Source organism: Synechococcus sp. Minos11 (assembly GCF_014279855.1).
In the GTDB taxonomy this organism is placed as follows: Bacteria; Cyanobacteriota; Cyanobacteriia; order PCC-6307; family Cyanobiaceae; genus RCC307.
In genome coordinates this window covers 946,711-969,993 of sequence record NZ_CP047953.1, presented here as the reverse complement: position 1 = coordinate 969,993, position 23,283 = coordinate 946,711, and the positions used below count along the sequence as shown (strand labels likewise).

35 protein-coding genes and 1 pseudogene are annotated in these 23,283 nt (G+C 59.5%); 24 read left to right on the top strand and 12 right to left on the bottom strand.

The features are described from left to right. Nucleotide 1: 1 nt before the first annotated feature. Both nth and SynMINOS11_RS05315 read left to right on the top strand, forming a co-directional pair. A complete protein-coding gene (nth, locus tag SynMINOS11_RS05320; RefSeq protein WP_186550327.1) occupies nt 2–655 on the top strand; it encodes an endonuclease III in 654 nt (217 codons plus the stop codon). 52 nt (nt 656–707) lie between these two features. Next, nucleotides 708–953: a hypothetical protein gene (locus SynMINOS11_RS05315; protein ID WP_186550325.1), complete on the top strand. Its 246-nt coding sequence runs from the start codon at nt 708–710 to the stop codon at nt 951–953. Here SynMINOS11_RS05315 and SynMINOS11_RS05310 read toward each other — a convergent pair whose 3' ends face one another. Further along, complete coding sequence (locus SynMINOS11_RS05310) at nt 954–1,430, bottom strand: L,D-transpeptidase (protein WP_255445538.1); 477 nt, start codon at nt 1,428–1,430, stop codon at nt 954–956. 180 nt (nt 1,431–1,610) lie between these two features. On the opposite strand from SynMINOS11_RS05310, the gene SynMINOS11_RS05305 reads away from it, so the two are divergent. From SynMINOS11_RS05305 to SynMINOS11_RS05285, 5 genes are all read left to right on the top strand, one after another. Next, entirely contained in the window at nt 1,611–1,841 is a 231-nt protein-coding gene (locus tag SynMINOS11_RS05305) for a hypothetical protein (protein ID WP_186550321.1), read from the top strand. A 45-nt stretch (nt 1,842–1,886) separates the two neighbouring features. Further along, nucleotides 1,887–2,108 (top strand): hypothetical protein, encoded by a 222-nt coding sequence (locus SynMINOS11_RS05300; protein ID WP_011935458.1) that lies wholly within the window; start codon nt 1,887–1,889, stop codon nt 2,106–2,108. Between the two features lie 40 nt (nt 2,109–2,148). Beyond that, nucleotides 2,149–2,298, top strand: a complete 150-nt coding sequence (locus SynMINOS11_RS05295; RefSeq protein WP_186550319.1) for a hypothetical protein — start codon at nt 2,149–2,151, stop codon at nt 2,296–2,298. A gap of 153 nt (nt 2,299–2,451) precedes the next feature. Continuing rightward, nucleotides 2,452–2,601, top strand: a complete 150-nt coding sequence (locus SynMINOS11_RS05290) for a hypothetical protein (RefSeq protein ID WP_186550317.1) — start codon at nt 2,452–2,454, stop codon at nt 2,599–2,601. A gap of 65 nt (nt 2,602–2,666) precedes the next feature. Then, nucleotides 2,667–2,900 (top strand): hypothetical protein, encoded by a 234-nt coding sequence (locus tag SynMINOS11_RS05285; protein ID WP_186550315.1) that lies wholly within the window; start codon nt 2,667–2,669, stop codon nt 2,898–2,900. 464 nt (nt 2,901–3,364) lie between these two features. Here SynMINOS11_RS05285 and SynMINOS11_RS05280 read toward each other — a convergent pair whose 3' ends face one another. Both SynMINOS11_RS05280 and SynMINOS11_RS05275 read right to left on the bottom strand, forming a co-directional pair. Further along, nucleotides 3,365–3,547 carry a hypothetical protein gene (locus SynMINOS11_RS05280; RefSeq protein WP_186550314.1) on the bottom strand — a complete coding sequence of 61 codons (183 nt, stop codon included), beginning with the start codon at nt 3,545–3,547 and terminating at the stop codon, nt 3,365–3,367. A gap of 317 nt (nt 3,548–3,864) precedes the next feature. Then, nucleotides 3,865–4,107, bottom strand: coding sequence for a hypothetical protein (locus SynMINOS11_RS05275; RefSeq protein WP_043736789.1), 243 nt, complete (start codon nt 4,105–4,107; stop codon nt 3,865–3,867). Nucleotides 4,108–4,300: 193 nt separating this feature from the next. On the opposite strand from SynMINOS11_RS05275, the gene SynMINOS11_RS05270 reads away from it, so the two are divergent. From SynMINOS11_RS05270 to SynMINOS11_RS05255, 4 genes are all read left to right on the top strand, one after another. Beyond that, nucleotides 4,301–4,528: a hypothetical protein gene (locus SynMINOS11_RS05270; RefSeq protein ID WP_186550312.1), complete on the top strand. Its 228-nt coding sequence runs from the start codon at nt 4,301–4,303 to the stop codon at nt 4,526–4,528. Nucleotides 4,529–4,565: 37 nt separating this feature from the next. Beyond that, nucleotides 4,566–4,730: a hypothetical protein gene (locus SynMINOS11_RS05265; protein ID WP_186550310.1), complete on the top strand. Its 165-nt coding sequence runs from the start codon at nt 4,566–4,568 to the stop codon at nt 4,728–4,730. 132 nt (nt 4,731–4,862) lie between these two features. Further along, on the top strand, nt 4,863–5,075 hold the full coding sequence (locus SynMINOS11_RS05260) for a hypothetical protein (RefSeq protein ID WP_043736786.1): 213 nt from the start codon (nt 4,863–4,865) through the stop codon (nt 5,073–5,075). Next, nucleotides 5,072–5,275, top strand: a complete 204-nt coding sequence (locus tag SynMINOS11_RS05255) for a hypothetical protein (protein WP_186550309.1) — start codon at nt 5,072–5,074, stop codon at nt 5,273–5,275. Before SynMINOS11_RS05260 ends, SynMINOS11_RS05255 begins: the two co-directional genes overlap by 4 nt. A 388-nt stretch (nt 5,276–5,663) precedes the next feature. Here SynMINOS11_RS05255 and SynMINOS11_RS12910 read toward each other — a convergent pair. Continuing rightward, nucleotides 5,664–5,774: pseudogene (locus tag SynMINOS11_RS12910) on the bottom strand (prohibitin family protein); the annotation flags it as partial. A gap of 329 nt (nt 5,775–6,103) precedes the next feature. Between SynMINOS11_RS12910 and SynMINOS11_RS05250 the strand changes: the two are divergent. Then, a complete protein-coding gene (locus SynMINOS11_RS05250; protein WP_186550307.1) occupies nt 6,104–6,349 on the top strand; it encodes a hypothetical protein in 246 nt (81 codons plus the stop codon). Nucleotides 6,350–6,807: 458 nt separating this feature from the next. Continuing rightward, a complete protein-coding gene (locus SynMINOS11_RS05245) occupies nt 6,808–7,080 on the top strand; it encodes a DUF3303 domain-containing protein (protein ID WP_043736784.1) in 273 nt (90 codons plus the stop codon). A 356-nt stretch (nt 7,081–7,436) separates the two neighbouring features. Here SynMINOS11_RS05245 and SynMINOS11_RS05240 read toward each other — a convergent pair whose 3' ends face one another. From SynMINOS11_RS05240 to SynMINOS11_RS05230, 3 genes are all read right to left on the bottom strand, one after another. Beyond that, nucleotides 7,437–7,598 (bottom strand): hypothetical protein, encoded by a 162-nt coding sequence (locus SynMINOS11_RS05240; RefSeq protein ID WP_011935447.1) that lies wholly within the window; start codon nt 7,596–7,598, stop codon nt 7,437–7,439. Nucleotides 7,599–7,757: 159 nt separating this feature from the next. Next, on the bottom strand, nt 7,758–8,561 hold the full coding sequence (locus SynMINOS11_RS05235; protein WP_011935446.1) for a prohibitin family protein: 804 nt from the start codon (nt 8,559–8,561) through the stop codon (nt 7,758–7,760). Nucleotides 8,562–8,585: 24 nt separating this feature from the next. Beyond that, on the bottom strand, nt 8,586–8,978 hold the full coding sequence (locus SynMINOS11_RS05230; protein ID WP_186550305.1) for a DCC1-like thiol-disulfide oxidoreductase family protein: 393 nt from the start codon (nt 8,976–8,978) through the stop codon (nt 8,586–8,588). Here SynMINOS11_RS05230 and SynMINOS11_RS05225 point away from each other — a divergent pair. Beyond that, nucleotides 8,961–9,317, top strand: coding sequence for a hypothetical protein (locus SynMINOS11_RS05225; protein ID WP_011935444.1), 357 nt, complete (start codon nt 8,961–8,963; stop codon nt 9,315–9,317). The genes SynMINOS11_RS05230 and SynMINOS11_RS05225 overlap by 18 nt on opposite strands. A gap of 21 nt (nt 9,318–9,338) precedes the next feature. Continuing rightward, nucleotides 9,339–9,488, top strand: coding sequence for a hypothetical protein (locus SynMINOS11_RS05220; RefSeq protein WP_186550303.1), 150 nt, complete (start codon nt 9,339–9,341; stop codon nt 9,486–9,488). Here SynMINOS11_RS05220 and SynMINOS11_RS05215 read toward each other — a convergent pair. Continuing rightward, nucleotides 9,466–9,942, bottom strand: coding sequence for a nucleoside 2-deoxyribosyltransferase (locus SynMINOS11_RS05215; RefSeq protein WP_186550301.1), 477 nt, complete (start codon nt 9,940–9,942; stop codon nt 9,466–9,468). The genes SynMINOS11_RS05220 and SynMINOS11_RS05215 overlap by 23 nt on opposite strands. 740 nt (nt 9,943–10,682) lie before the next feature. On the opposite strand from SynMINOS11_RS05215, the gene SynMINOS11_RS05210 reads away from it, so the two are divergent. The 3 genes from SynMINOS11_RS05210 to SynMINOS11_RS05200 all read left to right on the top strand — a co-directional run bounded on the left by SynMINOS11_RS05210 (nt 10,683) and on the right by SynMINOS11_RS05200 (nt 13,252). Beyond that, nucleotides 10,683–11,660 (top strand): hypothetical protein, encoded by a 978-nt coding sequence (locus SynMINOS11_RS05210; protein WP_186550299.1) that lies wholly within the window; start codon nt 10,683–10,685, stop codon nt 11,658–11,660. A 207-nt stretch (nt 11,661–11,867) separates the two neighbouring features. Beyond that, entirely contained in the window at nt 11,868–13,031 is a 1,164-nt protein-coding gene (corA, locus tag SynMINOS11_RS05205; protein WP_186550297.1) for a magnesium/cobalt transporter CorA, read from the top strand. 71 nt (nt 13,032–13,102) lie between these two features. Continuing rightward, complete coding sequence (locus SynMINOS11_RS05200; protein WP_186550295.1) at nt 13,103–13,252, top strand: hypothetical protein; 150 nt, start codon at nt 13,103–13,105, stop codon at nt 13,250–13,252. Here the strand turns inward: SynMINOS11_RS05200 and SynMINOS11_RS05195 are convergent, their stop codons facing one another. Beyond that, nucleotides 13,253–13,534 carry a hypothetical protein gene (locus tag SynMINOS11_RS05195; protein ID WP_186550293.1) on the bottom strand — a complete coding sequence of 94 codons (282 nt, stop codon included), beginning with the start codon at nt 13,532–13,534 and terminating at the stop codon, nt 13,253–13,255. Continuing rightward, complete coding sequence (locus tag SynMINOS11_RS05190) at nt 13,512–14,426, bottom strand: hypothetical protein (RefSeq protein WP_186550291.1); 915 nt, start codon at nt 14,424–14,426, stop codon at nt 13,512–13,514. The genes SynMINOS11_RS05195 and SynMINOS11_RS05190 overlap by 23 nt, the downstream gene beginning before the upstream one ends. 58 nt (nt 14,427–14,484) lie before the next feature. Between SynMINOS11_RS05190 and SynMINOS11_RS05185 the strand changes: the two genes are divergently transcribed. The 5 genes from SynMINOS11_RS05185 to SynMINOS11_RS05165 are packed head-to-tail and all read left to right on the top strand — an operon-like array spanning nt 14,485 to nt 21,332. Further along, nucleotides 14,485–16,092 (top strand): ATP-dependent DNA ligase, encoded by a 1,608-nt coding sequence (locus SynMINOS11_RS05185; RefSeq protein ID WP_186550289.1) that lies wholly within the window; start codon nt 14,485–14,487, stop codon nt 16,090–16,092. Continuing rightward, nucleotides 16,089–18,533 (top strand): ligase-associated DNA damage response DEXH box helicase, encoded by a 2,445-nt coding sequence (locus SynMINOS11_RS05180; protein ID WP_186550287.1) that lies wholly within the window; start codon nt 16,089–16,091, stop codon nt 18,531–18,533. Before SynMINOS11_RS05185 ends, SynMINOS11_RS05180 begins: the two co-directional genes overlap by 4 nt. Beyond that, entirely contained in the window at nt 18,530–19,231 is a 702-nt protein-coding gene (locus SynMINOS11_RS05175) for a hypothetical protein (RefSeq protein ID WP_186550285.1), read from the top strand. The genes SynMINOS11_RS05180 and SynMINOS11_RS05175 overlap by 4 nt, the downstream gene beginning before the upstream one ends. Further along, nucleotides 19,228–19,902 (top strand): ligase-associated DNA damage response endonuclease PdeM, encoded by a 675-nt coding sequence (gene pdeM / locus SynMINOS11_RS05170; protein ID WP_186550283.1) that lies wholly within the window; start codon nt 19,228–19,230, stop codon nt 19,900–19,902. The genes SynMINOS11_RS05175 and pdeM overlap by 4 nt, the downstream gene beginning before the upstream one ends. Then, the gene (locus SynMINOS11_RS05165) at nt 19,884–21,332 is read left to right on the top strand and encodes a hypothetical protein (protein WP_186550281.1); all 1,449 of its coding nucleotides are present in this window, start codon (nt 19,884–19,886) and stop codon (nt 21,330–21,332) included. The genes pdeM and SynMINOS11_RS05165 overlap by 19 nt, the downstream gene beginning before the upstream one ends. Here SynMINOS11_RS05165 and SynMINOS11_RS05160 read toward each other — a convergent pair. Continuing rightward, the gene (locus tag SynMINOS11_RS05160) at nt 21,329–21,796 is read right to left on the bottom strand and encodes a CBS domain-containing protein (protein ID WP_186550279.1); all 468 of its coding nucleotides are present in this window, start codon (nt 21,794–21,796) and stop codon (nt 21,329–21,331) included. The two genes, SynMINOS11_RS05165 and SynMINOS11_RS05160, sit on opposite strands and share 4 nt — an antisense overlap. A 35-nt stretch (nt 21,797–21,831) precedes the next feature. Here SynMINOS11_RS05160 and SynMINOS11_RS05155 point away from each other — a divergent pair, with 35 nt between their 5' ends. Beyond that, complete coding sequence (locus SynMINOS11_RS05155; protein ID WP_186550277.1) at nt 21,832–22,353, top strand: CDP-alcohol phosphatidyltransferase family protein; 522 nt, start codon at nt 21,832–21,834, stop codon at nt 22,351–22,353. Here the strand turns inward: SynMINOS11_RS05155 and SynMINOS11_RS05150 are convergent. Continuing rightward, entirely contained in the window at nt 22,344–23,264 is a 921-nt protein-coding gene (locus SynMINOS11_RS05150) for an NAD-dependent epimerase/dehydratase family protein (RefSeq protein ID WP_186550275.1), read from the bottom strand. The genes SynMINOS11_RS05155 and SynMINOS11_RS05150 overlap by 10 nt on opposite strands. Nucleotides 23,265–23,283: the final 19 nt, after the last annotated feature.

The window sequence follows — 23,283 nt, the reverse complement described above, 5'->3', positions numbered from 1 at the left end:
CGTGAAGAAGCAGGAACGCGTTGCAACGATCATCCGCCGGCTGAATGAGCAGTACCCCGAAACACCCATCCCGTTGGATCACAGCGATGCCTTCACGCTGCTGATCGCTGTGCTGCTCAGCGCCCAATGCACCGACAAGAAGGTCAATGAGGTCACGCCGGCCCTGTTTGCCGCTGGCCCCAATCCAGCGGCGATGGCGGCATTAAGCGAAGCGGAGATCCTCGGCTTGATCCGCCAACTGGGCCTGGCCAAAACCAAGGCCAAGAACGTCAAACGCTTGGCTGAGTTGCTGCTGGAACGCCATGGGGGCGAGGTGCCAGACAGCTTTGAGGCCCTCGAAGCCCTGCCCGGAGTGGGACACAAAACAGCCAGCGTGGTGATGTCGCAGGCCTTTGGCGTGCCGGCCTTTCCCGTGGACACCCATATCCACCGGCTGGCCCAGCGCTGGGGCCTCAGCAATGGCGACAGCGTGGCTCAAACTGAAGCCGACCTCAAACGGCTGTTCCCCAAAGAGCACTGGAACCGCCTGCATCTGCAGATCATTTTTTGGGGCCGGGAGTTTTGCACGGCCCGAGGCTGTGATGGCCGCCAGTGCTCCATGTGCACCGAGCTCTACCCCAACCGCCGCAAAGCGGTGATCTGGCGCAAACCCTGATCACGATGCGAACAAACGCTCGCCAGAATCACCACGCCACGCCGCGATGCCGATGTTGTTGCCCTGCCCTCTAACCCCGCTGCTGGCCGCCAAGGTGGCTGGCCTGAAAGCCACCGTTGGCTTGTTGATGATCTTGCTGATCAAAAGCCAATTGCTGCGCGTGAAGATGTCGTTCCTCGGCAGTGTTGTGGGCCTGGTGCTCACCCTCAGCTTCTTGGTCACCAGTGGCGCGCTGGTGGTGATCAGCGCCGGTGCTGTGGCTTGGGGCCTGCAGCAACGCCGCAGCGCGGCCGCCTAACTAGGGCACCACACGCACGATGTCCCCCTCTTTGACGAGATCAAAGAGGGAAATAGCGTCTTGATTGCGCAAACGCACGCAACCAAAGGTGGCCGCCTGGCCAATGCTGCTGAGCTTGCCTGTGCCATGAAACCCAATCTCGCGGCAGTTGTCGGCTTCAAACCGCGGCGGCCGGCGATCGGTGGAGCTGCGCTTGCCGCAGCGATACCAAAAACCAATCCAGCGGGTTCCTAAGGGCCCAGTGGCTGATGCCGTCACCTGCCTTTTGCGCCAGGGGCTGCTCCAGATGGGATCTTTCTCGAGGCGATGCACCCGGTGGGTGCCCAGTGGTGTGGGATTGGTGGCGCGCCCCACCGCCACGGGATAACTGGCAATTTGGCGGCCGTTTTGAATCACCCGCAGTTGCCGTTTGCTGCGTTCGAGCACCAACTCAGTTGGTTGCCAAGGCAACGCCGCTGCAAGCAACGAAGTCAACACAGCCAGCACAACGCCTTCCATCCGGTGATGTGCCTGATTGTGCGAGTGCTGTGCCCCGACGCAGCTGAAAGACCGCTGAGAAATTACTTCTAGGAATGACTAACAGCACCTGTAGAAATCACTGCTCACCTCTCACCACAAGTTGCTATGGCTACCAAAAAGGCGAGGTAACGACCAACCATGAAAGTTTTCTCCGCTCTGGCTTGCGCATCGCTGCTGACCATGACCATGGCCGCACCAGCGCTGGCTGGGGTGAAGGTCAAAAATGGCAATGGCGGTTCGGTCAACGTCAATCGCGGTGGCGTCAAAGTCCAAGGCGGTGGCGGATCCAAGGTGAAGGTGAATCCTGGCCGCAATGGCTCGGTCAACATGAACGGCCCCAACGGCCGTGGCGGCAGCGTCAGCTGGTAAGCAGCTGGCTAGCTGGGTTAAGACCGAAGCATTTGCAGCGCTGTCATGGCTGATTTCAAACCAGCTGGAGCCGATGGCGATTTCCAGGCTTGGGCCAAACACCACGCCCACGACAAGAAATTGCACGATCTACAGATCGCTGAGGGCAAGCAAGGCGATGGCGAACCAGAGGTGAGCAGCGCTCATCTGCAAGAGGGCTGGGCCAAGGAGCACGAGCACGAAAAGCGTCTCCACGACAACGCCATAGAGATGGAGCGCCATCAATAACGAAGTGATCGCCCTAGCTTGTTCTGATTAGGGCGAGCCAATGAGCGAGCTTGAGCTCCACGATCGCGTGATCGCTCGCTGGCGAGCGCGCCTACTGCAGCACGGCCCTGAGAGTGATTTGGGCCGCGAAGCCCGTCGTCAACTGATCAAGCTGGAAGCCGAACGCATTCGCATGGTGGGGCGGCAATAACCACCACAGTCATTCGGCTTTCCCGACAGCCTGACGACAAATTTGGAATTAAACAGAAAGCATCAACCCTGGAAGGGCCACTTTTCTGACGGTCAAAACATTTCGGCCTATAAAACGAAAAGCATTAACCGACGTACAGCGAGAGACCAGCAGATGCAAAAGAAACTCTCCAACCTCAAAAACCAATACGTGCGCTTGATGCACAAAGCCGAGTGCGCCACTGGCCGTAAGGAAGCTGTGAAGCATTTCCACAACGCCTCCAAGGTGGCTGATGAGATCAAGCTGCTGTCCACTTGGAAATAAAACCAACCGCGCCACCGGTCACCGCGGCAGTTGCCGTTTTGCTTTTGTCGGCTTGCGCCAAATCAGTGAGCAAGCCGCCAGAGATCGTGTTGAGCCATCAGCAACTGCATGACCCCTTGCTCACGATTCGCGGAGCCAATCGCGTTTGCCATAGCGATTCAGAACAGTGCAAACGCTGGACTGTGCTGATGCTGGATTGCGAGCAGGGAACCGCTGATCGCTGCCAAGAAGCTGAAGACCTACGCAAACAAGCCAGCGGGGTGGCAACGGAGAGCGAGCCTGAGGCGTATGCCTTTTAAAGCATCAAAAGTGCTGTGAGCTGATCACCAGAAGCAGCAACAGCGAACAACAAGCGATCGCGGGAAGGGTGCTGACCATGGCTCTTCCTGGTGATGGTTTCGAAACCTAAGCGCACCTCGGCACTCCCGTCATGCGTATTTCTGCTGATGGCTTTGTATCCCCGCGAACATAGCTTGAAGGAACGCTCCCAGGAGTGGGAGTCGTGCGTTGAGTGGGATACCTGGGGTGCTCTGAGCATGGGCACCCTTTTTTTGGGCTTGGATTCGCCAGCTCATCGGCGTTTGCACCCGCTGACAATCGGGCCAAGCAGGCTGACCACAGCAGAAGGCCGCCGCTAATTGTTCTGTGGAACAAAAGCTGCCAAGACTCGTTTGAACGCTGAAAAGATCTGGGCCTACGTCGCTGGTGCTGCGCTGCTGCTGAGCGCTGCCAGTGCTTTTGTTTGAGCGAGCTCAGCTGCCGTTCAATAACGAACTGGATTCCAAGGCGATAGCGCTCGATCAGCGCGCTGGCGAGCGCAGTCACGCCAATAAAACCACTCCTTCTCCATCGGCGTTAGGTAGCCATGGGGCAAGGCGTCGTCGTACCAGAAAGCAGATGAATCAAGTGATGCTCGAGCAGTCGAGCAGCAGAACCTCGTGGCCACCTCGTCAGTCACCTTCTGCTTTCAGCATGCCGATGGAATGCCTCGATGCTGATGACTGCTTTTAATTTTTCAACAGTGGATTACCGCCCGCCCACAATCACCGGACCGGGGGGCATGCAAAGCCGGCTTTCCCTCCTTTGGGGGATCCGCTGATGGCAGTACCAGAGCGACGGTGAAGGCATCGGAGCAAGACCCATGACCCTCATCACTGCAATCGCTGGAGCCACCTTCGCCCTGGGGCTACGTCACTTCATCACCTTGATGGCTAACGACGGCGCTCGGGCGACAACCCTCAACCAGATTTGAAGCATGAAGCGCTAGCAAGAGCGCCCCTTGCACAGGAGCGTGCAAGACACGCTGGGCTGCCTGAGGTTGTCGTTCACCCAGCCATCAACAGAACCATGGCTCTGCTTGAGCAGCGTTTGGATGGATTGCAAGCTCACATTTTTGTAGAGGTATGACATTCCCTCCTTAAAGGCGACAGCTGCAACGCCAGTGTCTGGGTCCACAAGCACCGACTCGGCGCAGGACGAGGCGGTGGACACGGTGACGAAGCTCATCAGCAAACCGTTCAGGATGAACAGTTTGGATCAAATTTATTTGATGCGTGGTTTTTTTATCCCCACTTAATAAACGCTCCGGGCAGGGGCATCCGGTGTTCAGCAACACAGTGATTCCTGGACCAGGGAACCAGCCAATTTGGCCAGCTCAGGCAAGCTCTGAGTGTTCATTCATGCGGTGCTCTCAAAAGCCATGGCCTCCAGCTCGGCGGAATTGACAGTGGTGATCGACACCCCGGTGACAAGTGAACAGGCATCGCTACCACCAGCGATGGAGCTCTACCGAATTCGCAGACGAGAGCAAAAAGCGCAACGGCTCCATCATGCAGCGATCGCACAACTGAAACAGGAGTTGCACAGGCGCTGGTGCTTTAAACCACCATCACCTGGTTCGCTGCACGACCGGTCAGATCAAGATTGATGGCCTTAGCTGCGCGCGCAACGGACCATGACATCCGATGAAACGCATTTTCTTCGCTTTGATCGGCAGCATTCTGCTTGTTTCCTGTGGAACCAAGAGCGAAGCGCCCAAATCTGAAAGCCCAGCCCCGTCTCAAACCGAGCAGGCCAGTGAAATGTCGCTCGACGAGATGATCAAGGAGCCTTACAAGGCCGATCAATAGACGCAGCCACCACACGTTCAGCGTTGTGACCTTTTGGCCCCTGCCGCAGCAGGGGCCAATTTTGTTTTTAGCCACTTAATACCGGCTTGGGACCAGGGGTTTAAGCAAGAAGTGGTCCTAGGCATCTGGCTCATGAATCAATCACAAGATGGGCGCCGTCACAGCGGTGATCAAGCCCATCACCCAGAGCATCCCGAACCGCGCAATCTCTCCGTGGAGGTGACCCGAAATCGGGCGGTCAACCATCCATCCGTTGATCCCCAGGATCTACCTCTTGAGGCCATCAACGCAGAAACCAACGCCTTGCTCAATGAGCAGGGTCCAGCCCAATTTCGTCAGCCATGAGCAACGAACACCATCAAGCAGGACGCCGTCCTGACAAAGCGACAAAGGAACGACTGAACCCAGAGACACGCCCCAAGGAACCCCTTGGTCAGGCTTCAGGCAATGAGCAACACCCTCAGCCCAACAGCAAGCCAGCGCGACAACACGACCACCACAGCAACATCGAAACGTTGAAGCAGCTCAACAACAACCAGAGTTGAGCCCTATAGCCCCTGCTCCACTCCTCAGGATGGATGTCATCCAGAACACGCACGTCGTGGCGTCTAGGAGATCCACCCAATCCAAGGATTCAGGAAAAACTGCTGCGTGGTGAGCAGGGGCCTTGGGAAACAAACTCTTCTGGCTGGCATACCGGGTCGGAGATCGCTACAGGCTTTGTCCTTGTCGCGCCGAGTCACGGCAGGCCGCCCTGCACCACGGCATCGAACATGTGCTGGACAGAGAGCTTGTCGCCGTGTTCTCCGACGACGTCGGCATGACTCACGCTGAGATGCTAAGGCTGGCTCCATTGCTGCCACCACCCTGCTCACCGATGTGGTCACCTGAAGAGTGGTGGCCAGAGGATGAATAACAGGCTCGATCACGGCGTTATCGCCTGCCCACAATCACCGGAGGCGTTCCAGCACCCCCGCTTCCGGGCAGTCCAGGGACCAACTGGGTAATGCCATCCCACTTATCCAAGAACAGCTTGTAGAGGACCGGTTATTCGCTGATGAAGCCAGTCCAGCACTGAAGCTTGGTGCTGCTGTGCGTACGGCGTACGCCGAGCTGTACGCAGGGCTGACACACCATTGGTGTGACGTACGCAGAGACGCTGATGGCAGCTGGGCGGTGAACCGAACCACTGGAGCGTCATCGGCCGCGCCAGCGTTGAGTCCGATTTCCCCCTCTGTCATGGATCCTTCTATTGCGATCGTCGGTTGCATCGCTGGTGTTGCGCTGGTGTGGAAGTGCCTGACCTTCTGATCTGTCCAGGCCGTGGCGCAGCAGTACATGCGTACTAGCCTGAAGTGCTCTGCGTGGAGCTCATGGACAGGCCCGATTTTCTGAACGTCCAAGTCGGCGACCTGGTGGCGGTCAACCAGCCAGGCGAGAAGCCCTATCTGGCCAGCGTGATCTATGTGGAGGGCGGCGCCCGCTTCAGTGCCGCCAACTATTGCCAGGTGGTCAGAGAGCCCGACTGCGCGGTGATAAACATCTGCCCCAGCTGGATCACCAACCGCCTACCCCGTGGCCCAGAGCCTGAGCCTCAAGATCTCGGTAGGCGACGGTGAACACCCTGAACGGGGGATAGCAGGCTTTGCAGAACCACCCCTTTGGGTGAGGTGCTGAGGGTGGTGCCGGAGTGATGGTGAAGTCATCCGAGAGGAACACTTATGACTAACGCAATGAAATTCCTGGCCGGCACCATCGGCGCTGTCGCAGCCATCACTGGACTGGCTATTGCTAAACCAGAGCCTGCTCAAGCAGACCAACAAGCCAAGCAGTTCGACCAGTCCTATTGCTTCAGCGCATCAGCTGCTGACCGTTGGAAGCCCTGTCGTTAAGGCCAGCAGTAAGGAATTAAGTGAGTCAGTAAGTCCAGCTACAGCCCCTGCTTCGGCGGGGGCTTTTTTATGGCTGTGCGTTGGAACGTTTGGTTGATGCACATATTGCGTGCATTCAAGGTGTCCCGGGTCACCGCGTAATAGCTTCCTTGGAGTGCAAGGTGAAAGGCCCCTCAGGGCTTCTCATGACCTTCCTAATGCACTGGCAGTTCAAGACCGGCTATCACGAGAAAGCCGCCCGTCAGTTCATGGCTACCGGCGCTCCATTTCCTGTTTGCACTTCTTGGAAGCGCTTCCATGCGCCAGGTTCAGTCGAGGGCTGGATTCTTGTTGAGACCGATGATGCCGCCGTTTGTTATGAGCATGCCGCGGAGTGGGCTGAATACCTGGACTGGAAGGTGAGCCCTGTTTTCACCGACGAGCAGGCTGGTCCGCTGATTGGCAAGGTGTACAGCTGAGCACTAGCGGCATTTGGCGCGTGGCCCTGAGCCTGAACCGCAGGATCTAATCAGGCGCCGCTGACTCAGAAAAGTCTCATCATCAAATCACCAGTCATGGGGAGAAAGCATGCTGGCTGTCAGGCCAAGACATGGATAGCCAATGGAGATGACATGGCATTCATTCCGCTGGGACTGATCGTGTTTCCGCTGATAGCGACAGTTAGCGCTCAACCCAAATTGCAATGGTGGAAACGGCCACCTCAACAGCTAAGGGACCAAGAGGAAACAGGCTCCGACAGAGGATGCACAGGTTGCGTGTAGCGCAAAAGCGCGGCGGAACCGCAAGACCCCAGCAGGCGCCGCTAACCGTTCGGCTAGGTCAGCCACCAGCCGAGCAGGAATCCAAAGATGCAGGCTGAGAACCAGACCAATGCGGCCATCTGGTATTCACCCAGCTTGAGTCGGTCTTTGATCCAGAAGTAGGCATCACGGTCTGCCAGGACGACAGCTCTGATCGGTTTAATCAGCCAATCCATTGGGTTTGTCAGAGTTCACGGTTTCCCCTCTGTTGTAGGCGCGGTTCAATTCACCCAAACGGGAGTCGCCACACCAAATGGACAGGTGCTTAAAAGTGCACGCAGAGGGCTACGTAGGGGCAAGATTTCGCTGACAGATCCCTGACCGTCAGTGGAGCATTAACGACGCCCCACAATCACCGGAGGCGTTCCACCAGAACCACTTCCCGGCAACCCAGGGACGACCTGGGTGACGCCATCCCACTTATCCAAGAACAGCTTGTAGAGAACCTGATCATCCAGGCTCTTGTTCAAGGTGTCGTAACGCAGAGCCTCCTGCTCAGCGATCTTCACCTCGGTTTGCGCCCGCAGCAGTTGCTGCTCAGCAATTTGTTTTTGCTCAATCGCCGCGCGGTATTCCTCAGCGATCTCAAGACCGGTCAGGTCCAGGCCGCGCACTTCGACGTAGTCGAATTTGTCGAGCTCCTCAGCGACAGTGCGCTCCACCAAGGATGAAATGTCATTCCATTCCGAAGCGATTGTCACCAGCTCGTACTGGGAGAACACCGACTTCAGGGCCTTCAGTAACGACGGCTGAATGATGCGGGGATAGACATCGCGGTCATTGCTGGCAATCGTGCTGTAGACGCGGCCGGCTTCATCAGCGCGCAGGGCGTATTTGATCGTGGCCGTGGCCTGGATCACCTGCAGGTCCTTGGTGAGCGTTGCAAAGTCCTCGGGCCGCACCTGGGTGCGGATGCTGAAGGGCCAGGCCTGCTGCACCAGGGGCAATTTGATGTTTAAACCCGGCTGCCTGGGCAAGCCGCTCACCTTGCCCAGGGTTGTGATCACCGCCACTTCACCAGCGGGAACGATGAACAGCGCTTGAGCAAGCAGCAACAACGTTGCCAAGCCAATGGCCACGATCGCCACCAACCCGGTCTCTGGACCCTGAGGGCTGGCCGATCGCATCGGGCTTTGCATGAAATCTGTAGCAGTGCCCCTCTCTTAGCGGGAATCCGGGTCAACTGGGAGCCCGCGCAGTGCCAGTGCGGCGCGCCGTGCCACCAGCAAGAAGGGATAGAGGGCGCCAGCGCGCTGGTTTTGACCAAACAGCGGGATCAGCAATTGCAGCAGCGGTGAACTGGGCTGAAGCCGCTGGGCCATCCAATGGATGGCCTCAGAGCCATGCAGCAATTGATCACCGTCGATCACCACAGCACCATCACGAAGATGACAACCGCGCTGAGCTAACGATTGACGCAAGGCATGGTCAGCGCGGCCATCGCGAATGATCAGGCCAGCAATGCCGCCGCGCAGCTCACTGAGTTCGGCAAAGTGAGAACAAAAGGGGCATCCCCCGTCGTAAACGAGCACTGGCCCATGCGTGTTGTCCTCCACCTGGTGTTGCTGCTGTCACTTGTGATCGCCCCATCCTGGCGCGCCCAAGCCAGCTCCTACGTCTGCGACGGTGATGCCTTGACCGCCAGGATCGATCGCGGAGCTGTGGATGCCATCGGCATTCCCAATAGTGTCGATGGCACTGTTCCTGGGTCGTTTGTGGTGCTGGAGTGGCGTGATTTGCATCTACAGCTGCCACGCACGAATAACGCAGGAGCACCCAGCTTCAGCGATGGCAAGTGGTGGTGGGATCTCAATGACCCACAGCATCCGGGCTTCAAGCTGCGCCAAGGCGCTGGGCGCGCTCAACTCATCGCCTGCGACGCAGCTGTTGAATAAAAACAGCTGCCAAACAGGGCAATGGAAGAGGAGTTCACTGAAGTCTTGGAGGCCTTCCGGGAATTTCGCAGCGTCATCACGTGCGATGACTGGGATCGCTACTGCGAAGTGCGCGAACTCGACACCCTGCTGAACCTGCTGGCCGACCTCAGCGAGCGCCAGCAGAGCTGAGCCAGCGCACCAAGGCTTTGGCTGGATCAGCCAAGTCGGCGATGGAGCTGTAGAAGTGGTCGCGCCAGCTGTGTTCAGGCAGGCCGGCAAACAGCATCAGGTTGAGCGGGTAGTCCTCAGAATCGCTGCAGACCCGGAAATCATCTCGAAACAAAAAAATCGGCTTGTGGAGCGCAATGGCGATTCCCAGCTCCACCATCACCCCCTCATCGGGGGGCGTTCCATTGACGATCGCAAAAAATCCATCGGCCTGCTCCACGTCACGCACATCCGCGCACGCCACCTGATAAGCCCAACCAGGCTTGCTCAGATCAATTTGGTTGTTGCGCTCAAAGGGCTCCCACACCTCGGCACCTAATGACTTAAGGGCCTGGCAGAACTGCGGCAAAAGCTGCTCTTTCCATTGCGGCGCGAAGCCATAGGGAGAGGCCAGATAAAGGCTGGGACGGGCCATACCAAACAACGGGGGAGGCAAAGCTGGCGCTTCAACAATGAAGGACAGCTAAGAAGCAAGAAGCTGGGTTAAGAACGGCTTGTGACATGGCACATGCGAGACCAGACTGAGCATGTGGACACGGAGGAGCGGTTGGAACTGAGTTGAACCTCAGGCGCTCCAGCACCACTTCTCCGTTCCGCTTTCCGATTCAGGAGGGCCCAGCAATGGACGACACCCCGCCGCAGCAGATGCCAGGAGCGCGCTGACGATCCGGCCCCCTGCTCCAACAGTCTCATCCGATTTCAGGTCTTCAGGCTGATCAGCCACCCCGACGCACCGCCACAGGTGCCCCCGAGCTTTTGGAGACCCCTCTGGATCCCATGGCCCCAGGAGGCCAGCGCCGGCAGTTCCGAATTGCATTCACCAAAGCCCGGGGTCAACAGCTCCGGGCTTTGTGCTGGTGAGGGACAACCGAACATGCCGAGCGGTTAACCGTTCTTGAGTTGGGGCAACGGTCTTCGTAGGACCAAGACAGCTGAAGAGAGAACCATGAAGCTCGTCGAAGGTCTGGTTGTGTTTGCTCTGGGATTCGGACTGGGGGCGGCCTTGATACCAACCCTCCACGACCCACCGCAGCTGGAACCAGCCACCACAACGGCCACAGCCCTGGTAATGAGGGGGTAAAGAGCTGGTCAAGAAAGCTTGAATAACACCACCACCACGTCAACGGTTTAGAAGGGAGTGATTGAGATTGGAGCGTGGACGCCAACGCCTTTCAGATCATTGGTTTTCTGTTGGCGGCCTATTCGGTCGTAGCCAACGACTCACTGCAAACTCTCGGCACCTACCTGTCCAGTAACAAGGGCCGTACCCCCAAGGCTCTGCAGATGTTGTTCATCTGCGGAGTCGCTGCTGCTGTGTTGCTCATCGGCTGGTTCCTGCATCCCGCTGGCGGCGGCCTGGGGGATCCGGCCTGGGGACGCCTCGAGAAATTTCCCCAGCCAGACAACTTCACTTGGGTCTATCTCCTCCCCCCCATTGCCGTTCTGGCTTTGACCCAATGGGGGGCGCCTGTGAGCACCTCCTTTTTGGTGCTTTCAGCTTTTGAGCCCAAGAACGCCACCAAATTGGTGCTCAACTCCCTCTCTGGCTACGTCATGGCCTTCGTGCTGGCCTTGGTGGTTTATGGATTGCTGATGTGGATCCTGGAGAAAAAGGTTCTACGCACTAATCAAGAGGGAACAGAGGTCAAGAACTACTGGTTTGCACTGCAGTGGCTCTCAACCGGTTGGCTATGGAGCCAATGGCTGGTGCAAGACATGGCCAATATTTATGTCTACTTACCGCGCCAGCTGAGCTTTGGCGAAATGGCGTTGTCGGCTCTCATGCTGTGCATTGGCCTTTGCGTCTTGGTTTGGATTGGCGGTGGTCCCATCCAAGGCGTGTTGCGCAGCAAGATCAACACCAACGATCTGCGTTCAGCCACGGTGATCGACTTCCTCTTTGGATGCGTTCTGTTCTGGAAAGCCAACATCACCCAATTCCCGTTAAGCACCACCTGGGTCTTCCTTGGATTGCTTGCTGGACGCGAGATCGCGGTTCGGATCCGGTTGAAGCTGAGTGACCGTCAGCCTCTCTACAAAGTGTTGGGTAGTGATCTGTTCAAAGCAGGGGTTGGCATTGTCGTGAGCCTGATCGTGGCCCTCGCCATTCAGCCCCTCAAAGCATTGGGCTAAAGCGATTGTGGTGGCGCTGCCTCAGCCAAAAGGTCAGCATAAAGAGGCTTGTTGGGTGACCGATGGATTGCACATGGCCTGTGGTCGGCATCCTGCCGTCCACTCTGATGGCGTTGCAGCCTCCGACTCATCACAGTGCTGCCCGCGGCGACATGAGTAGGGGTCAACCGGGCAACTTGGTTAACAACCACACGGTGGAGTGAGGAAATGCAACACGGCATTACCTCCAAGTTGTCGAACACCATCAAAGGTTCGAGGTTGCGCCGCTCCAGTGGTGCGCTGAAACCTCATCGCTTATCAGAACGCCCTGGCGATTTGCCTGGCCCACTGTTTGTGCATGGCGGCATTGCGCCAACCCGACTTGAGGCACTCATCTTTCACCCAGATGGATTGCAGCGGCGCGCCAATCTCAACCTTGAGCAGCTAGAAGACCTCAAACAAGGAGGAGCTCCGCTTTGGTTGCGTGTCCAGGGTCTTGGTGATCCGCAGCTGATTGAGCAGGTCTTAGCACTGCTGGAGGTTCCTGCGGAACTCCACCCGGCCCTAGTGGAAACGCCTCAGCGCACCAGGGTGGATGTCTTGGGTGAGTCACTGCAGGTGGTGACTCACCGCTTTGAGATGGGTGCTTCCTGCCAACTGATCAGTGAGCAAGTTGGCATTGTGCTGCAGTCCAATTTGGTGCTCACCATTGAGGAGGTCCCGAGGCCATTGGCCTTTCCGGAGCTCACGCACTGGATGGAACAACTTCAGCCTCCTCCGGGTTATGGCCAACTCGATGACATCTTCTTTTTTCTAGTGGATGAGGTGCTCGATCAAATGCTGCCCTTGCTCGAGCAGCTGGCTGACCAACTTGACTATCTCGAGGAGGCCACCCTGCGACGGCCTACGCCACGGGTCTTGCGCCAGGCCTATGAGATTCGCTCAACTCTCAGGCATGCGCGAGCAATGATCTGGCCGCTTCGAAGTCAACTCATTGTGCTGATGCGTCAAAGCAAGCGGATTCTTGATCGCGAAGCGATCCGCAGTTTTCGCGAAGTGACGACCCATGTCGAGGTTGTCTTTGAAACAGCTGAATTGCTGCGTCATCAATGTGATGGGGTCACCACCAGTTACATGGCCAGCATCAGCAATCGCATGAACCAAGTGATGAAGGTGCTCACCATTATCTCCAGCATCTTCGTTCCACTCACATTTATCGCTGGGGTCTACGGAATGAACTTCAATCCGGAGACGTCACCTTGGAATATGCCTGAGTTGGATGCCTATTATGGCTATCCGATTTGTCTAGCTTTCATGCTGGCAATCTCGTTGCTTCAGCTTTATTGGCTTTGGAAACGGGGATGGTTCCAGGACTGGACGGGGATGCGTTAGGCATTCAAAAGGCCTGGTGGTGGCGTGGCCTAGGCCAAACGGCCAGCATGGAAAGGCTTGTTTGGTTGCCGATGAATCGCACCCTGCCAATCATCGGGGTCCTGCTGTTGATCCTGGGCGTGATGGTCGCTTGCACCGATATCGAGGTGCGTTTTGTGCGTTGGTTCAACTGCGGCCCGCTCAGCACACCCAACGAAGAAACCAGCGAAGTGTGCCGCTGATCAAGGCTGATCGGCCTGCCAAACGAATCGCGGCGGCTCGGCGCCGCACTGGCGCTCCAGATGGCCCGGCACCAAAACCTTGAGGCCCTGGCCATGCTCAGCTGTGCAGCGTTGCCATTGTTTGTGCTCGCTGCGGCTGACCAGGTTCAGCGCCGGTGCCCAAAACAGCACCAGTAGCGCCAACAGCACACCAGGCAGCGCCAGCACAACACCCACCCCACACCCCACGCCAAGGGTGCGCTCGAAATAAAGCCGAAATTCAGAGCCGATTGGAGGCCTCATACCAAGCGCGGCTGGGTTGCAGTTTCAGCATGAAGGGCAGCGGGATGATGTCGAGGCGGCCGCCGCTCACCCAGAGGGCCTGCTCGTCACTCCACAGCTTCTGACTAGGAATGATCAGCCGTGATTTTGAGGCGTGATCAGGCAAATAAGCGGCGCGGAAACCGCGGGCTTTCACCAGCAACTCCAGATCGCTAAACAGCAGTCCATCCGCTGTTTCCAGCAGCTCCAAGCGGCCATCGTCTCGCCAGGCATAGACGATGCGCACATCCGCCAAGGTCATGGCTTGATAAACGCCCTTGTAGCTCTCAGGCGGCACGGCTTCGCTGTGGTGGAACGCATGCAAGCCGCCCACAAAGATCCGGTAGCGGCTGGAGTCCTCCCGGGGCAGTCGCCCATAGCCAAACTCCAGCTCACCACCAGTGGTAATTGCCCAGTAGGCGCGCTGACGGGCAGCGGCGCGGTTGCCGGCATCCCACTGGCCATTGGCCAGCACCAGATCTCCGTGCAGGGCGATCCCTAAATCGTTGAATCCCTGCTGCCGCTCATAGGTAGGCCCTGTGACAAAGGCCAATGCACTGCTGTCTTCATTGGCTTCCAGTTCCCGCTCCCAACCGCCGTAAAAGGCCAAATCAACCCATCGAGGATCGGCCACCACAGCGGAGTAACGCACCGTGATCTCCCTGCCAGTCGGGCGCAACAGTCGGATGCTCTGATCCGGTAGAAACTCCACCAGCTGCTCACGCGCCGGTGGCAGAACAATGGGTTGGGGGGGGATTAGCTCTGGCGGAGGGTCCCAACTCAGCGGCTCAGGCTCCTGGGGCAGTGGCCACAGGACAGCCGCGCCAACCACCGCACCGGCGAGAGCAAGAAGCACGGCCAGGCTGCGGCCCATCACCCCAACACGGTTGCTGGTTTCATTGTGGTGAGATCTCAGTGATCTGCAGCGGCTAATGCGGCGCTTTCAACAGCTGTTGCAAGGGCTCGATCGCACCACGGGCACCAGCGCCAAGCAGCAACTGCTGGAGAACTATTTCAGGGAAGCGCCAGCAGCTGATGCCGCTTGGGGGCTGGAGTTGTTGCTGGGCAAACGCCGCCGGCGTCTGATCACTGGCCGGCGCCTACGGCAGGTGGCCCAGCAGCTCAGCGGCCTGCCGCCATGGCTGTTTGACGACTGCCATGCCCAAGTGGGTGATAGCGCTGAAACGGTTGCTCTCACGCTGCCGGCTGGCAACAAGCAGGCCGTCGACCAACCACTGCATCAATGGATGGAGCGCAGCCTGCCTGACCTGGCGGCACTCGATAGCGAGCGGCAAGACAAGGCATTGGCGGCGCTTTGGGATGGGCTCTGCCAAGACGACATTTACTTGCTGAGCAAGCTGCTAAGTGGTGGCTTTCGCGTTGGGGTCAGCAGCGGTGTGGTGCAGAAAGCCCTAGCGGGGGCAGCTGGCGTGGAGCCCAGCACCATCGCCCAGCGATTGATGGGCGGCATCGAGCCAAGCGCAGCCACCTTTGAGCAACTGCTCAGTTCAGAAGCCGAAGCTGGTGGTCCGCCGCCTGGTCGCCCCTATCCATTTTTTCTGGCCAGCCCCTGGGACAAAGGCAACGCCCCGCCATGGCAAGCCGATCACTGGCAAACGGAGTGGAAGTGGGATGGCATTCGCGCCCAACTGATCCGCCGGCAGGGTGAGGTTTTTCTTTGGAGCCGCGGCGAGGAGCTGATCAATCAAGCCTTCCCCGATGTGGTGCAGCTGGCTGAGCAGCTCAGCGACGGCACCGTGCTCGATGGCGAGCTGCTGGTGTGGCCAACCGGCAGTGATCAACCACAAGACTTCGGCTCACTGCAACGCCGGCTTGGCCGCAAAAGTCCTGGCCGCAGCTTGCTAGCCGACTGCCCCGCGGCCTTGATCAGCTACGACCTACTCGAAGCCGCTGGCGAGGACCTCAGAAGCCAACCGCTGCGGCAACGGCGCCAACAGCTCGAGGCCATGGCCCAGAACTGGACCGGCAACCTGCGGCTGTCGGCAACGTTGACGATCGCGAGCTGGGAGGCCCTAGAGCAGTGGCGATCACTGGCCCGGACCCATGCCGCCGAAGGATTGATGCTCAAGGCGTTGGACTCCCCCTACCTGGAGGGGCGCAAGCGAGGGCATTGGTGGAAGCACAAGCTCGATCCCCTCAGCCTGGATGCCGTGCTGATCTATGCACAAGCCGGCAGCGGGCGCCGCGCCAACCTATTCACCGACTACACCTTTGCGCTTTGGAATGCTGAGCTCCCCCCCCAGCTGGTGACCTTTGCCAAGGCCTACTCCGGCCTCAACGATCAAGAGATCAATGAACTCGACCGCTGGATCCGCCGCAACACCGTGCAGCGCTTTGGCCCGGTGCGAGCCGTGAAACCAGAACAGGTGTTTGAAATTGGCTTTGAGGGGATCCATGCCTCAAGCCGCCACAAATCCGGAATCGCGGTGCGCTTTCCGCGCATCCTGCGCTGGCGCCAGGACAAACCTGCCGGCGAAGCCGACACGCTGCAAACCGCGGAGGCATTGCTGCAGCAATGACAACTCTGCAGCCGATCGAAGCGTGGTTTGAAGCCCAGGGCTGGACGCCACTGCCCTTCCAACGGCGCTGCTGGCAGGCCTACCTAGCGGGCCAAAGCGGGCTGATCCAAGTGCCAACGGGATCCGGCAAAACCTTTGCCGCCGTGATGGGACCGATCGCGCGGATGCTGGAAGAGAGCCCTGCCCCTAAAGGGTTGCGGCTGCTCTACATCACGCCGCTTCGCGCCCTCAGCAGGGATCTAGCCCTGGCGATTTCTGAACCCATTGAAGCCATGGGCTGGCCGCTGCGGGTTGGCATTCGCAATGGCGACAGCAGCAGCACCGAGCGCAGCAAGCAACTCAAAGCGCCGCCGCACATCCTGATCACAACGCCCGAATCGCTGACGCTGCTGCTTTGCAACCGCAAAGCCGAGGAGCTCTTCGGCCAGCTCGATGCCGTGGTGCTCGATGAATGGCACGAGCTGATGGGCAGCAAACGCGGCAGCCAATGTGAGCTGTGCCTGAGCTGGCTGCGGCAGCAGCGGCCCGCGCTTCAAACCTGGGCCATCAGCGCCACCATCGGCAATCTCCAGCAGGCCGCAACCCATGCGCTCGGGATCGGGAGCGACCCCTTGATCATTGGCGGTGCCCCCAGTCGCAGCACCGAGATCCGCAGTCTGCTGCCCGACAGCATCGACGGCTTCCCTTGGGCCGGCCACCTGGGCTTGCGCATGTACGAAGAGCTCGTGGGAGCCATGCACCCGGGAATCAGCACGCTGCTGTTCACCAACACCCGAAACCAATCGGAGCGTTGGTATCAGTGCCTGCGCTTTGCCTGCCCCGAGATGGATGGGGCCTTGGCGTTGCACCACAGCGCCATCGACCGCAGCGAACGCGAAGCGATCGAAGCAGCCGTGAAGGCTGGAGACATCCGCTGGGTGGTGTGCACCAGCTCGCTGGATCTCGGCGTTGACTTTCAACCGGTGGAGCGGGTGGTGCAAATCGGCAGCCCCAAAAACCTGGCGCGTTTGTTGCAGCGGGCGGGCCGCTCAGCCCACCTGCCTGGCGGCACCTCCCAGGTGCTGTTCATGCCCACCAATGCGCTCGAGCTGTTGGAAGTAAGCGCCGTGCGGCGTGGGCTTTCCGAGGGTTTGGTGGAGCAGCGCAAACCACCACAAGCGCCTTTGGATGTGTTGCTGCAACACCTCACGAGCCTGGCGTGCGGCCCTGGCTTTGAACCCGAGGCCACCTTGGCGGCGGTGCAATCAGCAGCGGCCTTTGCTGGCCTGAGCTCAAGCCAATGGCAGTGGTGCCTGCGCTTTCTCGAGCAGGGCGGCGATTGCCTTGGGGCCTATCCCAACTACCGCAAGCTGCTCTGGGATGGGGACAGCGACTGCTACCGGATCAGCAGCACCACCTTGGCGCGGCTGCATCGCTTCAACATCGGCACGATCACGGCGGCGCCCGCGATCACGGTGCGCTTTGTGCGCGGGGCTGTGTTGGGCCATGTGGAGGAGACCTTCATCAGCCAGCTCAAGCCCAAGGACGTGTTCTTCTTCTCCGGGCGTCAACTGGAATTCGTGCGCCTGCGCGACATGACGGCCTATGTGAAGCTCAGCACGCGCAAAAGCAGCACGGTTCCCGCCTGGGCTGGCGGCCAGATGGCCCTCTCGGATTTGCTCACCCACCACCTGCGCCATGAGGTCGCCAAGGCCAGCCGCGGCGAACTCGACACCCCAGAACTCCAGGCGCTGCAGCCCCTCTTCACACGTCAGCAGGATCTCTCGGTGTTGCCACAAGCCGATCAGCTGCTGGTGGAAACCTGTCGCACCCGAGAGGGGAGCCACCTCTTTGCCTATCCCTTTGAAGGCCGCTTTGTCCATGAAGGTGTTGGCTTTCTCTGGGCAGCACGGCTCACCCGTATTGAGCGCGGCACGATCACCGTGTCGGTGAACGACTACGGCTTTGAGCTGTTGGCGCCGCGCAGCTACCCCATGGCGGAACTGCTCGAAGATCACCAAGCCGAGCTGCTCGACTGCAGCAACCTGGAAGACGACCTTGAAGCAGCGCTGAATCTCTCGGAGCTACGGCGTCGCCGCTTCCGCGCCATCGCGCAAATCGCCGGGCTGATGAACCGGGGCTACCCCGGCTCCAGCAAAAGCACAGGCCAGCTACAGATCAGTGCTTCACTGCTCTTTGACGTGTTTGAAAAGCACGAGCCGGCCAATCTGTTGTTGCAACAAGCGCGCCGTGAAGTGCTCGATGATCAGCTCGAGCTCTCCCGCCTGCAGCAGGCCCTCGAGCGGGCTGGAGGCCAGGAGTTCATTCACATCAACACCCCAAGGCCGGGCCCCTTGGCCTTTCCACTCTTGGTGGAGCGCCTCAACAACCGGATGAGCAACGAAAGCGTGCTCGAGCGGGTGCAACGCATGATGAAGGAAGCGGAACGTCTCGAAGCTTGAGATCTCCCTTACTCAACGACTTCCTCCCCCGCGTTGAGGGACTGCGGTTTCAACATCTCGCCGTCTTAATGACGGTGGAGTTGTTCCTACTCGGAATCGCTTTCCCCGATGCCACTGAGCTCACCGGTGATGTGCTGCTGTTCATGCTGCTCGCACCACTGCAGTTCTTCAATCGCTATGTGGGCCTGAAGCTCAGCGGTGAGCGTCCGCGATTGATTGCCCTCTATCGCCACATCTTCACGCTCGTGCTTCTGCTCTGGCTATTGCTGCAGCTGGCACCGATGGGCTATCGCGCCAACCTTGGCATTCATGTGGTGGTGTATGCCGTCCTTACAGCCATCTCAACACTGGTTCTTGTTCGCATCCTCTACAGGATCTGGAGGATTGAAACGATCAACGCCGATGTGCTCTTCGGCATCATCATCTGCTACGCCACGGTGATCGTGATTGGCTTTGAGCTGCACGCCATCAACCATCAGCTGCACCCCGGCGCCTACAACTTCTTGCCGGAGATGAAGCATCACTCTCAACTGCTGTTTCTGAGCATGGGCAGCACCACCACCCTTGGCGGACCGATCACGGTCAACACCACCACAGCCCAGCTGATCAATTACTTCCAGTCCTATGTCAGTCAGGTGTTCCTGGTGGTGTTCGTCTCGCGCATGATCGGCTTGCACACGGGCAGCAACGAGGGGTGAGCGTCAGCAGCCTCCAATGGAATGGGCAAACCCTGGTGTTTTTGCCGGAGAAAGCCCTGTGGGTGGAGCAGCAGCGGCTGTTGCTCATTGCCGATGTGCACCTGGGCAAAGCCGATCACTTGCAGGCCCATGGCATCGCCATCCCCAGTGACGGTGAACGGGCGAACTTGGAGCGCATCGCCCAACTGAGCCAGCGCTGGCAACCGGCTGAGTTGATCGTCCTGGGCGATCTGGTTCACCACCCCAAAGCGGTGTCAGGGGAGCTCGAGGAGCGGGTGGTGGCCCTGCTGGACTCGCTGAATTGCCCCATCACCTGGGTGGAGGGCAACCATGACCGCCGCCGCCGCCTCGGCCAGCTGCAGGGCCAACCATCCCAGTCCAGGCAAGGGGTATGGCTGAGTCATGAGCCCGAGATGCCGCCGGAGGGGCAGCTCAATATCTGCGGCCACTTGCATCCTGTGTCCATCTTGAGACAGACGAGCGATCAAATGCGCTTACCCTGCTTTTCGCTAGTCAGATCAATTCCGCGGCTGGTTTTACCAGCCTTCGGTTGTTTGACTGGCGGGTTCCCTGCTGACAGGTCATCTGAGCAATGGGTCGTCGCGGACGAAACAGTGCTGCCACTGCCGAACGGCAGCCCGCGACGTCGCGCGTGGCGTCCGCGCGGCTAAAGCAGGCCGAACAAGGCTCGATCGCAGCTCCCACGGCGCCCCGCACCTGGCGCTGGCTGCTCTGGAGTGCCCTGGGGGTGCCCCTGGCCGGCCTCACCTTTTTGATTGCGATTGCCCCCACAAACCCCAAGCGGGAGCCAGTGACTCCAGAGAGCGACAGCAGGCTGCTGGCGCCGATGGTGAGCGACAGCTTCCGGTATCTGCCTGACAAAGACGTTTACGCCCTCGATTTCGATCCGCGCAAGGTGCAGTTCGATCTGTTTGAAGGCTGGGACCGCGAACAAGACGCCTATGCCGATGGAGGCAGCTTGGCTTTCGTGAGCGGCCCGATGTATGAGCGCCACTACAGCGATGACGGCCGCGAAGAAACCGTCCCATTGGGCGACATCAAGCTGGGCAACCGGGTCTGGCGAGCCCGCAACCGCTCAGCCTCCCTGCAGCGTGCCTTCATCGGCATCAACTACAGGGGCAAGGTTGATTTCGGCTACGGCGAATTAACGCCAGAGCGGGCACGCCGCTATGAAACCTTCATCGGTGGTTTGCACGAGCTCTACAACGATCTCGCCACAGCTCCCAGCGGTTACAAAGGCGCTTACAGCGTCAGCATGGGCCAGCGCATCCGCTACTACCTGCCGCGCATCCGCATGGTCATGGGCCTCCGCGATGACGGCCGGCTGGAGGTGTTCATGAGCCGCGACGGTCTCACCCTCGAGCAAACCAAGGCCATGGCTCGCAGCCGCGGTTTGGTGGCGGCCTACATGCCCGACCACGCCTCCAAGAGCCGCTTCATCATTCCCGGCGTCAAGGGCTTCACCGAGGAAGACGCCAACTGGATTAGCGGCGGGGCCACCAGCTTTGTGCATGTGCCCTACATGCTCAAACTCGAGCGCCGCTCCTACAACCTTCAGGGCAATTTGCTGGCCAACCTCAGCCCACTGGGCACACAAGCCGGTTGCAGCAATCCGATCGCCTGCGGCATGGACTTCAGTGGACAACTCGCTGATCGCGCCTTGGCCGGATTCAATCGCCTCATGGAGCAAGGCGTGGTGCCCCTGGCTCGCTTGATTTGGAGCCCCAGCAAAACGCCAAGCCCAACGCGCCCATCCAGTGGTGCGCCATTCCGCGAACCACCGATCACCGCCGACCCCACCGAGCTGAAACAGGCCCCAATTGCCCCGGCGATCCCCAGGGATCTCAATGATCTGCAAACGCCGGTGATGCCAGCGCCGCTGCCGCCGGATCTGCCCTCCCCAGAAACCTTCAGCGAAGCGCCTGCGCTGCCTGAACTGGAGGCCTACGACCCCTACGGCTTCCCGATCATCGAACCCGATCTCGACCTAAGCGCACCAGAGCTGCCCGTATTGCCGCCTGCCCTGCCGCCGCAAGCGAACAATTGGGCAGAGCCTTCATCACTTCCGATCTTGCGCTAGGCGCCAGCTTCGGCCAAAGCACGCACCACATCGCCTCGGGTGAGCACACCCACCAAGGCCTGCTGGGCGTCCACCACAAACAGCCTCTGGGTGCGGCGGTCCTGCAGCAGCTTGGCTGCCGCTGGCAAGGCCAGATCTGGCTTGCAGGTGTGGGGGTGGCCAGCCATCAGCTCACCAACGCTGTTGCCCAGCACCTGGTGCACTTCCTTGTCCCACTGCAGGGGGTTTTTCAGGTAGATCACACTGTCGAGCAGCATCACGTAAGGGCCAGCCTCGAAGCCCGTTTCACGGGCCATCAGCTGCTGCTCACTGAGTTCACCAACGAGCTTGCCCCCATCCACCACGGGTAAACCGCTGATGTGGTGCTCGCTCAGCAATTTGACGGCCTCCTGCAATGGTGTCTGCGGCGTCACGCTGATCACCGGCCGGGTCATCACCTCCGACACCAAGCGCTGCACCACCATGGGCTGATCCCGTCTGTTCCCATTGTGCTGCGGTGATGAGATCTGTCCGTCTGCGTCAATGGGCCGATGGGCTCACGCTGATGCGGGCCGTGCTCGGCCTGCCCTTGCTGATCGCGTTGATGGCAGGACACGCCGCCTTGGCCTGGTGGCTGTTGGTGCTGGGCGGTCTCAGCGATGCAGCCGATGGTTGGCTGGCACGGCGGGCCGGTGGTGGCAGCAGCTGGGGGGCACGGCTCGATCCGCTCACCGACAAAATTCTGATCAGCGCGGCCCTGCTCTGGCTCGCAGCTGATCATGTGCTGCCTCTCTGGGCCATCTGGTTGCTGTTGGCACGCGAATTACTGATCACCGGCTGGCGCAGCGGTCTGAGCAGCGGAGGACCGGCCTCAAGCAGCGCTAAAGCCAAAACGGTGCTGCAATTTGCCGCTCTACTGTTGATGCTGTGGCCAGCGACCTGGCCATGGGCTGCTGGGCTGCAAAGCCTGGGTTGGTGGCTGTTCTGGCCCTCGCTGGTCCTTGCCCTGTGGTCAGCGGTTGGCTACGCGCGTCAGGCCTGAAACAAGCTGTCGTCGCGGCTGAAATCCACATCAGCGGCGGGCCGCTGGCTGTGGTCTTTGCTGTAGCTATCGCGCAAACCGGCCTCGAGATCAAACTGCGGCGTCCAGGCCAATTCCTTGCGCAAACGCTCCACTGAGGTCAGGAAGTGGGTCAACCGCAGCGGGAACGCTTTGCGGGCTTTGGGATCGAGGCCGCTGGGATCAAAGCTGCGCAGCTCCACCTGCTCTGGATCCTTTCCACAGGCGCGCGCAGCAGCAGCCACCAGACCGCGGAACGTCACCCCATGGGTATCGGTGCAGTTGTAGATGCGATTAGCGGCAGCATCGACCTCGAGGCAACGGGCCATGGCGGTAGCCAGATCCTCCACATGGCCGAGCTGGGTGATGGTGGTTCCATCACCAGGGATCGGCACAGGGCGTCCGTGCACGATGCGATCAAAAAACCAGTTCTCGACGGGGTTGTAGTTCCCAGGCCCGTAGATGTAGGTCGGGCGAAAGCTGGTGAAGGGAATGCCTTCGGCTTGCAACCAGGTTTCGGTTTCCGCCTTGCCAGCGTGGCGGCTGGCCGGGTCGGTGGGAGCCGACTCATCGAGCGGCAAGCGGGCGTTGTCGGCATACACGCCAGCTGAGCTCACATAGACGAGGCGATGGCGCGGGGCGCCTGTGATGGCCACAACGCTTTGCGTATCCGTCAGGGTGCGGCCAGAGCTGTCGACGATCACATCGAACTGGCGGCCCTTGAGAGCTGCCAAGCCCTGGGCATCACTGCGATCGCCACGGATGTGTTCCACCCCCTCGGGCAGGGGCTGCTTACCGCGGGTGAACAGGCAGACCTGGTGACCAGAGCGCAACAAATGACCCACCAGCGGCCGGCCAACAAAGCGGGTGCCACCCATCATCAGGATTTCCATCGTTCTCCCGCTGCGATGC

What these genes read in the sequence shown, in the direction of transcription:
- SynMINOS11_RS05290 (WP_186550317.1), top strand. Translation starts at nt 2,452, where the DNA reads ATGCAAAAGAAACTCTCCAACCTCAAAAACCAATACGTGCGCTTGATG.
- SynMINOS11_RS05315 (WP_186550325.1), top strand. Translation starts at nt 708, where the DNA reads ATGTTGTTGCCCTGCCCTCTAACCCCGCTGCTGGCCGCCAAGGTGGCT.
- SynMINOS11_RS05270 (WP_186550312.1), top strand. Translation starts at nt 4,301, where the DNA reads ATGGCCTCCAGCTCGGCGGAATTGACAGTGGTGATCGACACCCCGGTG.
- SynMINOS11_RS05300 (WP_011935458.1), top strand. Translation starts at nt 1,887, where the DNA reads ATGGCTGATTTCAAACCAGCTGGAGCCGATGGCGATTTCCAGGCTTGG.
- SynMINOS11_RS05305 (WP_186550321.1), top strand. Translation starts at nt 1,611, where the DNA reads ATGAAAGTTTTCTCCGCTCTGGCTTGCGCATCGCTGCTGACCATGACC.
- SynMINOS11_RS05235 (WP_011935446.1), bottom strand. Translation starts at nt 8,561, where the DNA reads ATGCAAAGCCCGATGCGATCGGCCAGCCCTCAGGGTCCAGAGACCGGG.
- SynMINOS11_RS05150 (WP_186550275.1), bottom strand. Translation starts at nt 23,264, where the DNA reads ATGGAAATCCTGATGATGGGTGGCACCCGCTTTGTTGGCCGGCCGCTG.
- SynMINOS11_RS05265 (WP_186550310.1), top strand. Translation starts at nt 4,566, where the DNA reads ATGAAACGCATTTTCTTCGCTTTGATCGGCAGCATTCTGCTTGTTTCC.
- corA (WP_186550297.1), top strand. Translation starts at nt 11,868, where the DNA reads ATGCAACACGGCATTACCTCCAAGTTGTCGAACACCATCAAAGGTTCG.
- SynMINOS11_RS05250 (WP_186550307.1), top strand. Translation starts at nt 6,104, where the DNA reads ATGGACAGGCCCGATTTTCTGAACGTCCAAGTCGGCGACCTGGTGGCG.
- SynMINOS11_RS05245 (WP_043736784.1), top strand. Translation starts at nt 6,808, where the DNA reads ATGACCTTCCTAATGCACTGGCAGTTCAAGACCGGCTATCACGAGAAA.
- SynMINOS11_RS05200 (WP_186550295.1), top strand. Translation starts at nt 13,103, where the DNA reads ATGAATCGCACCCTGCCAATCATCGGGGTCCTGCTGTTGATCCTGGGC.
- SynMINOS11_RS05240 (WP_011935447.1), bottom strand. Translation starts at nt 7,598, where the DNA reads ATGGATTGGCTGATTAAACCGATCAGAGCTGTCGTCCTGGCAGACCGT.
- SynMINOS11_RS05220 (WP_186550303.1), top strand. Translation starts at nt 9,339, where the DNA reads ATGGAAGAGGAGTTCACTGAAGTCTTGGAGGCCTTCCGGGAATTTCGC.
- SynMINOS11_RS05160 (WP_186550279.1), bottom strand. Translation starts at nt 21,796, where the DNA reads ATGGTGGTGCAGCGCTTGGTGTCGGAGGTGATGACCCGGCCGGTGATC.
- SynMINOS11_RS05195 (WP_186550293.1), bottom strand. Translation starts at nt 13,534, where the DNA reads ATGAGGCCTCCAATCGGCTCTGAATTTCGGCTTTATTTCGAGCGCACC.
- SynMINOS11_RS05295 (WP_186550319.1), top strand. Translation starts at nt 2,149, where the DNA reads ATGAGCGAGCTTGAGCTCCACGATCGCGTGATCGCTCGCTGGCGAGCG.
- SynMINOS11_RS05260 (WP_043736786.1), top strand. Translation starts at nt 4,863, where the DNA reads ATGAATCAATCACAAGATGGGCGCCGTCACAGCGGTGATCAAGCCCAT.
- SynMINOS11_RS05180 (WP_186550287.1), top strand. Translation starts at nt 16,089, where the DNA reads ATGACAACTCTGCAGCCGATCGAAGCGTGGTTTGAAGCCCAGGGCTGG.
- SynMINOS11_RS05275 (WP_043736789.1), bottom strand. Translation starts at nt 4,107, where the DNA reads ATGAGCTTCGTCACCGTGTCCACCGCCTCGTCCTGCGCCGAGTCGGTG.
- SynMINOS11_RS05255 (WP_186550309.1), top strand. Translation starts at nt 5,072, where the DNA reads ATGAGCAACGAACACCATCAAGCAGGACGCCGTCCTGACAAAGCGACA.
- SynMINOS11_RS05215 (WP_186550301.1), bottom strand. Translation starts at nt 9,942, where the DNA reads ATGGCCCGTCCCAGCCTTTATCTGGCCTCTCCCTATGGCTTCGCGCCG.
- SynMINOS11_RS05225 (WP_011935444.1), top strand. Translation starts at nt 8,961, where the DNA reads ATGCGTGTTGTCCTCCACCTGGTGTTGCTGCTGTCACTTGTGATCGCC.
- SynMINOS11_RS05185 (WP_186550289.1), top strand. Translation starts at nt 14,485, where the DNA reads ATGCGGCGCTTTCAACAGCTGTTGCAAGGGCTCGATCGCACCACGGGC.
- SynMINOS11_RS05190 (WP_186550291.1), bottom strand. Translation starts at nt 14,426, where the DNA reads ATGGGCCGCAGCCTGGCCGTGCTTCTTGCTCTCGCCGGTGCGGTGGTT.
- SynMINOS11_RS05155 (WP_186550277.1), top strand. Translation starts at nt 21,832, where the DNA reads ATGAGATCTGTCCGTCTGCGTCAATGGGCCGATGGGCTCACGCTGATG.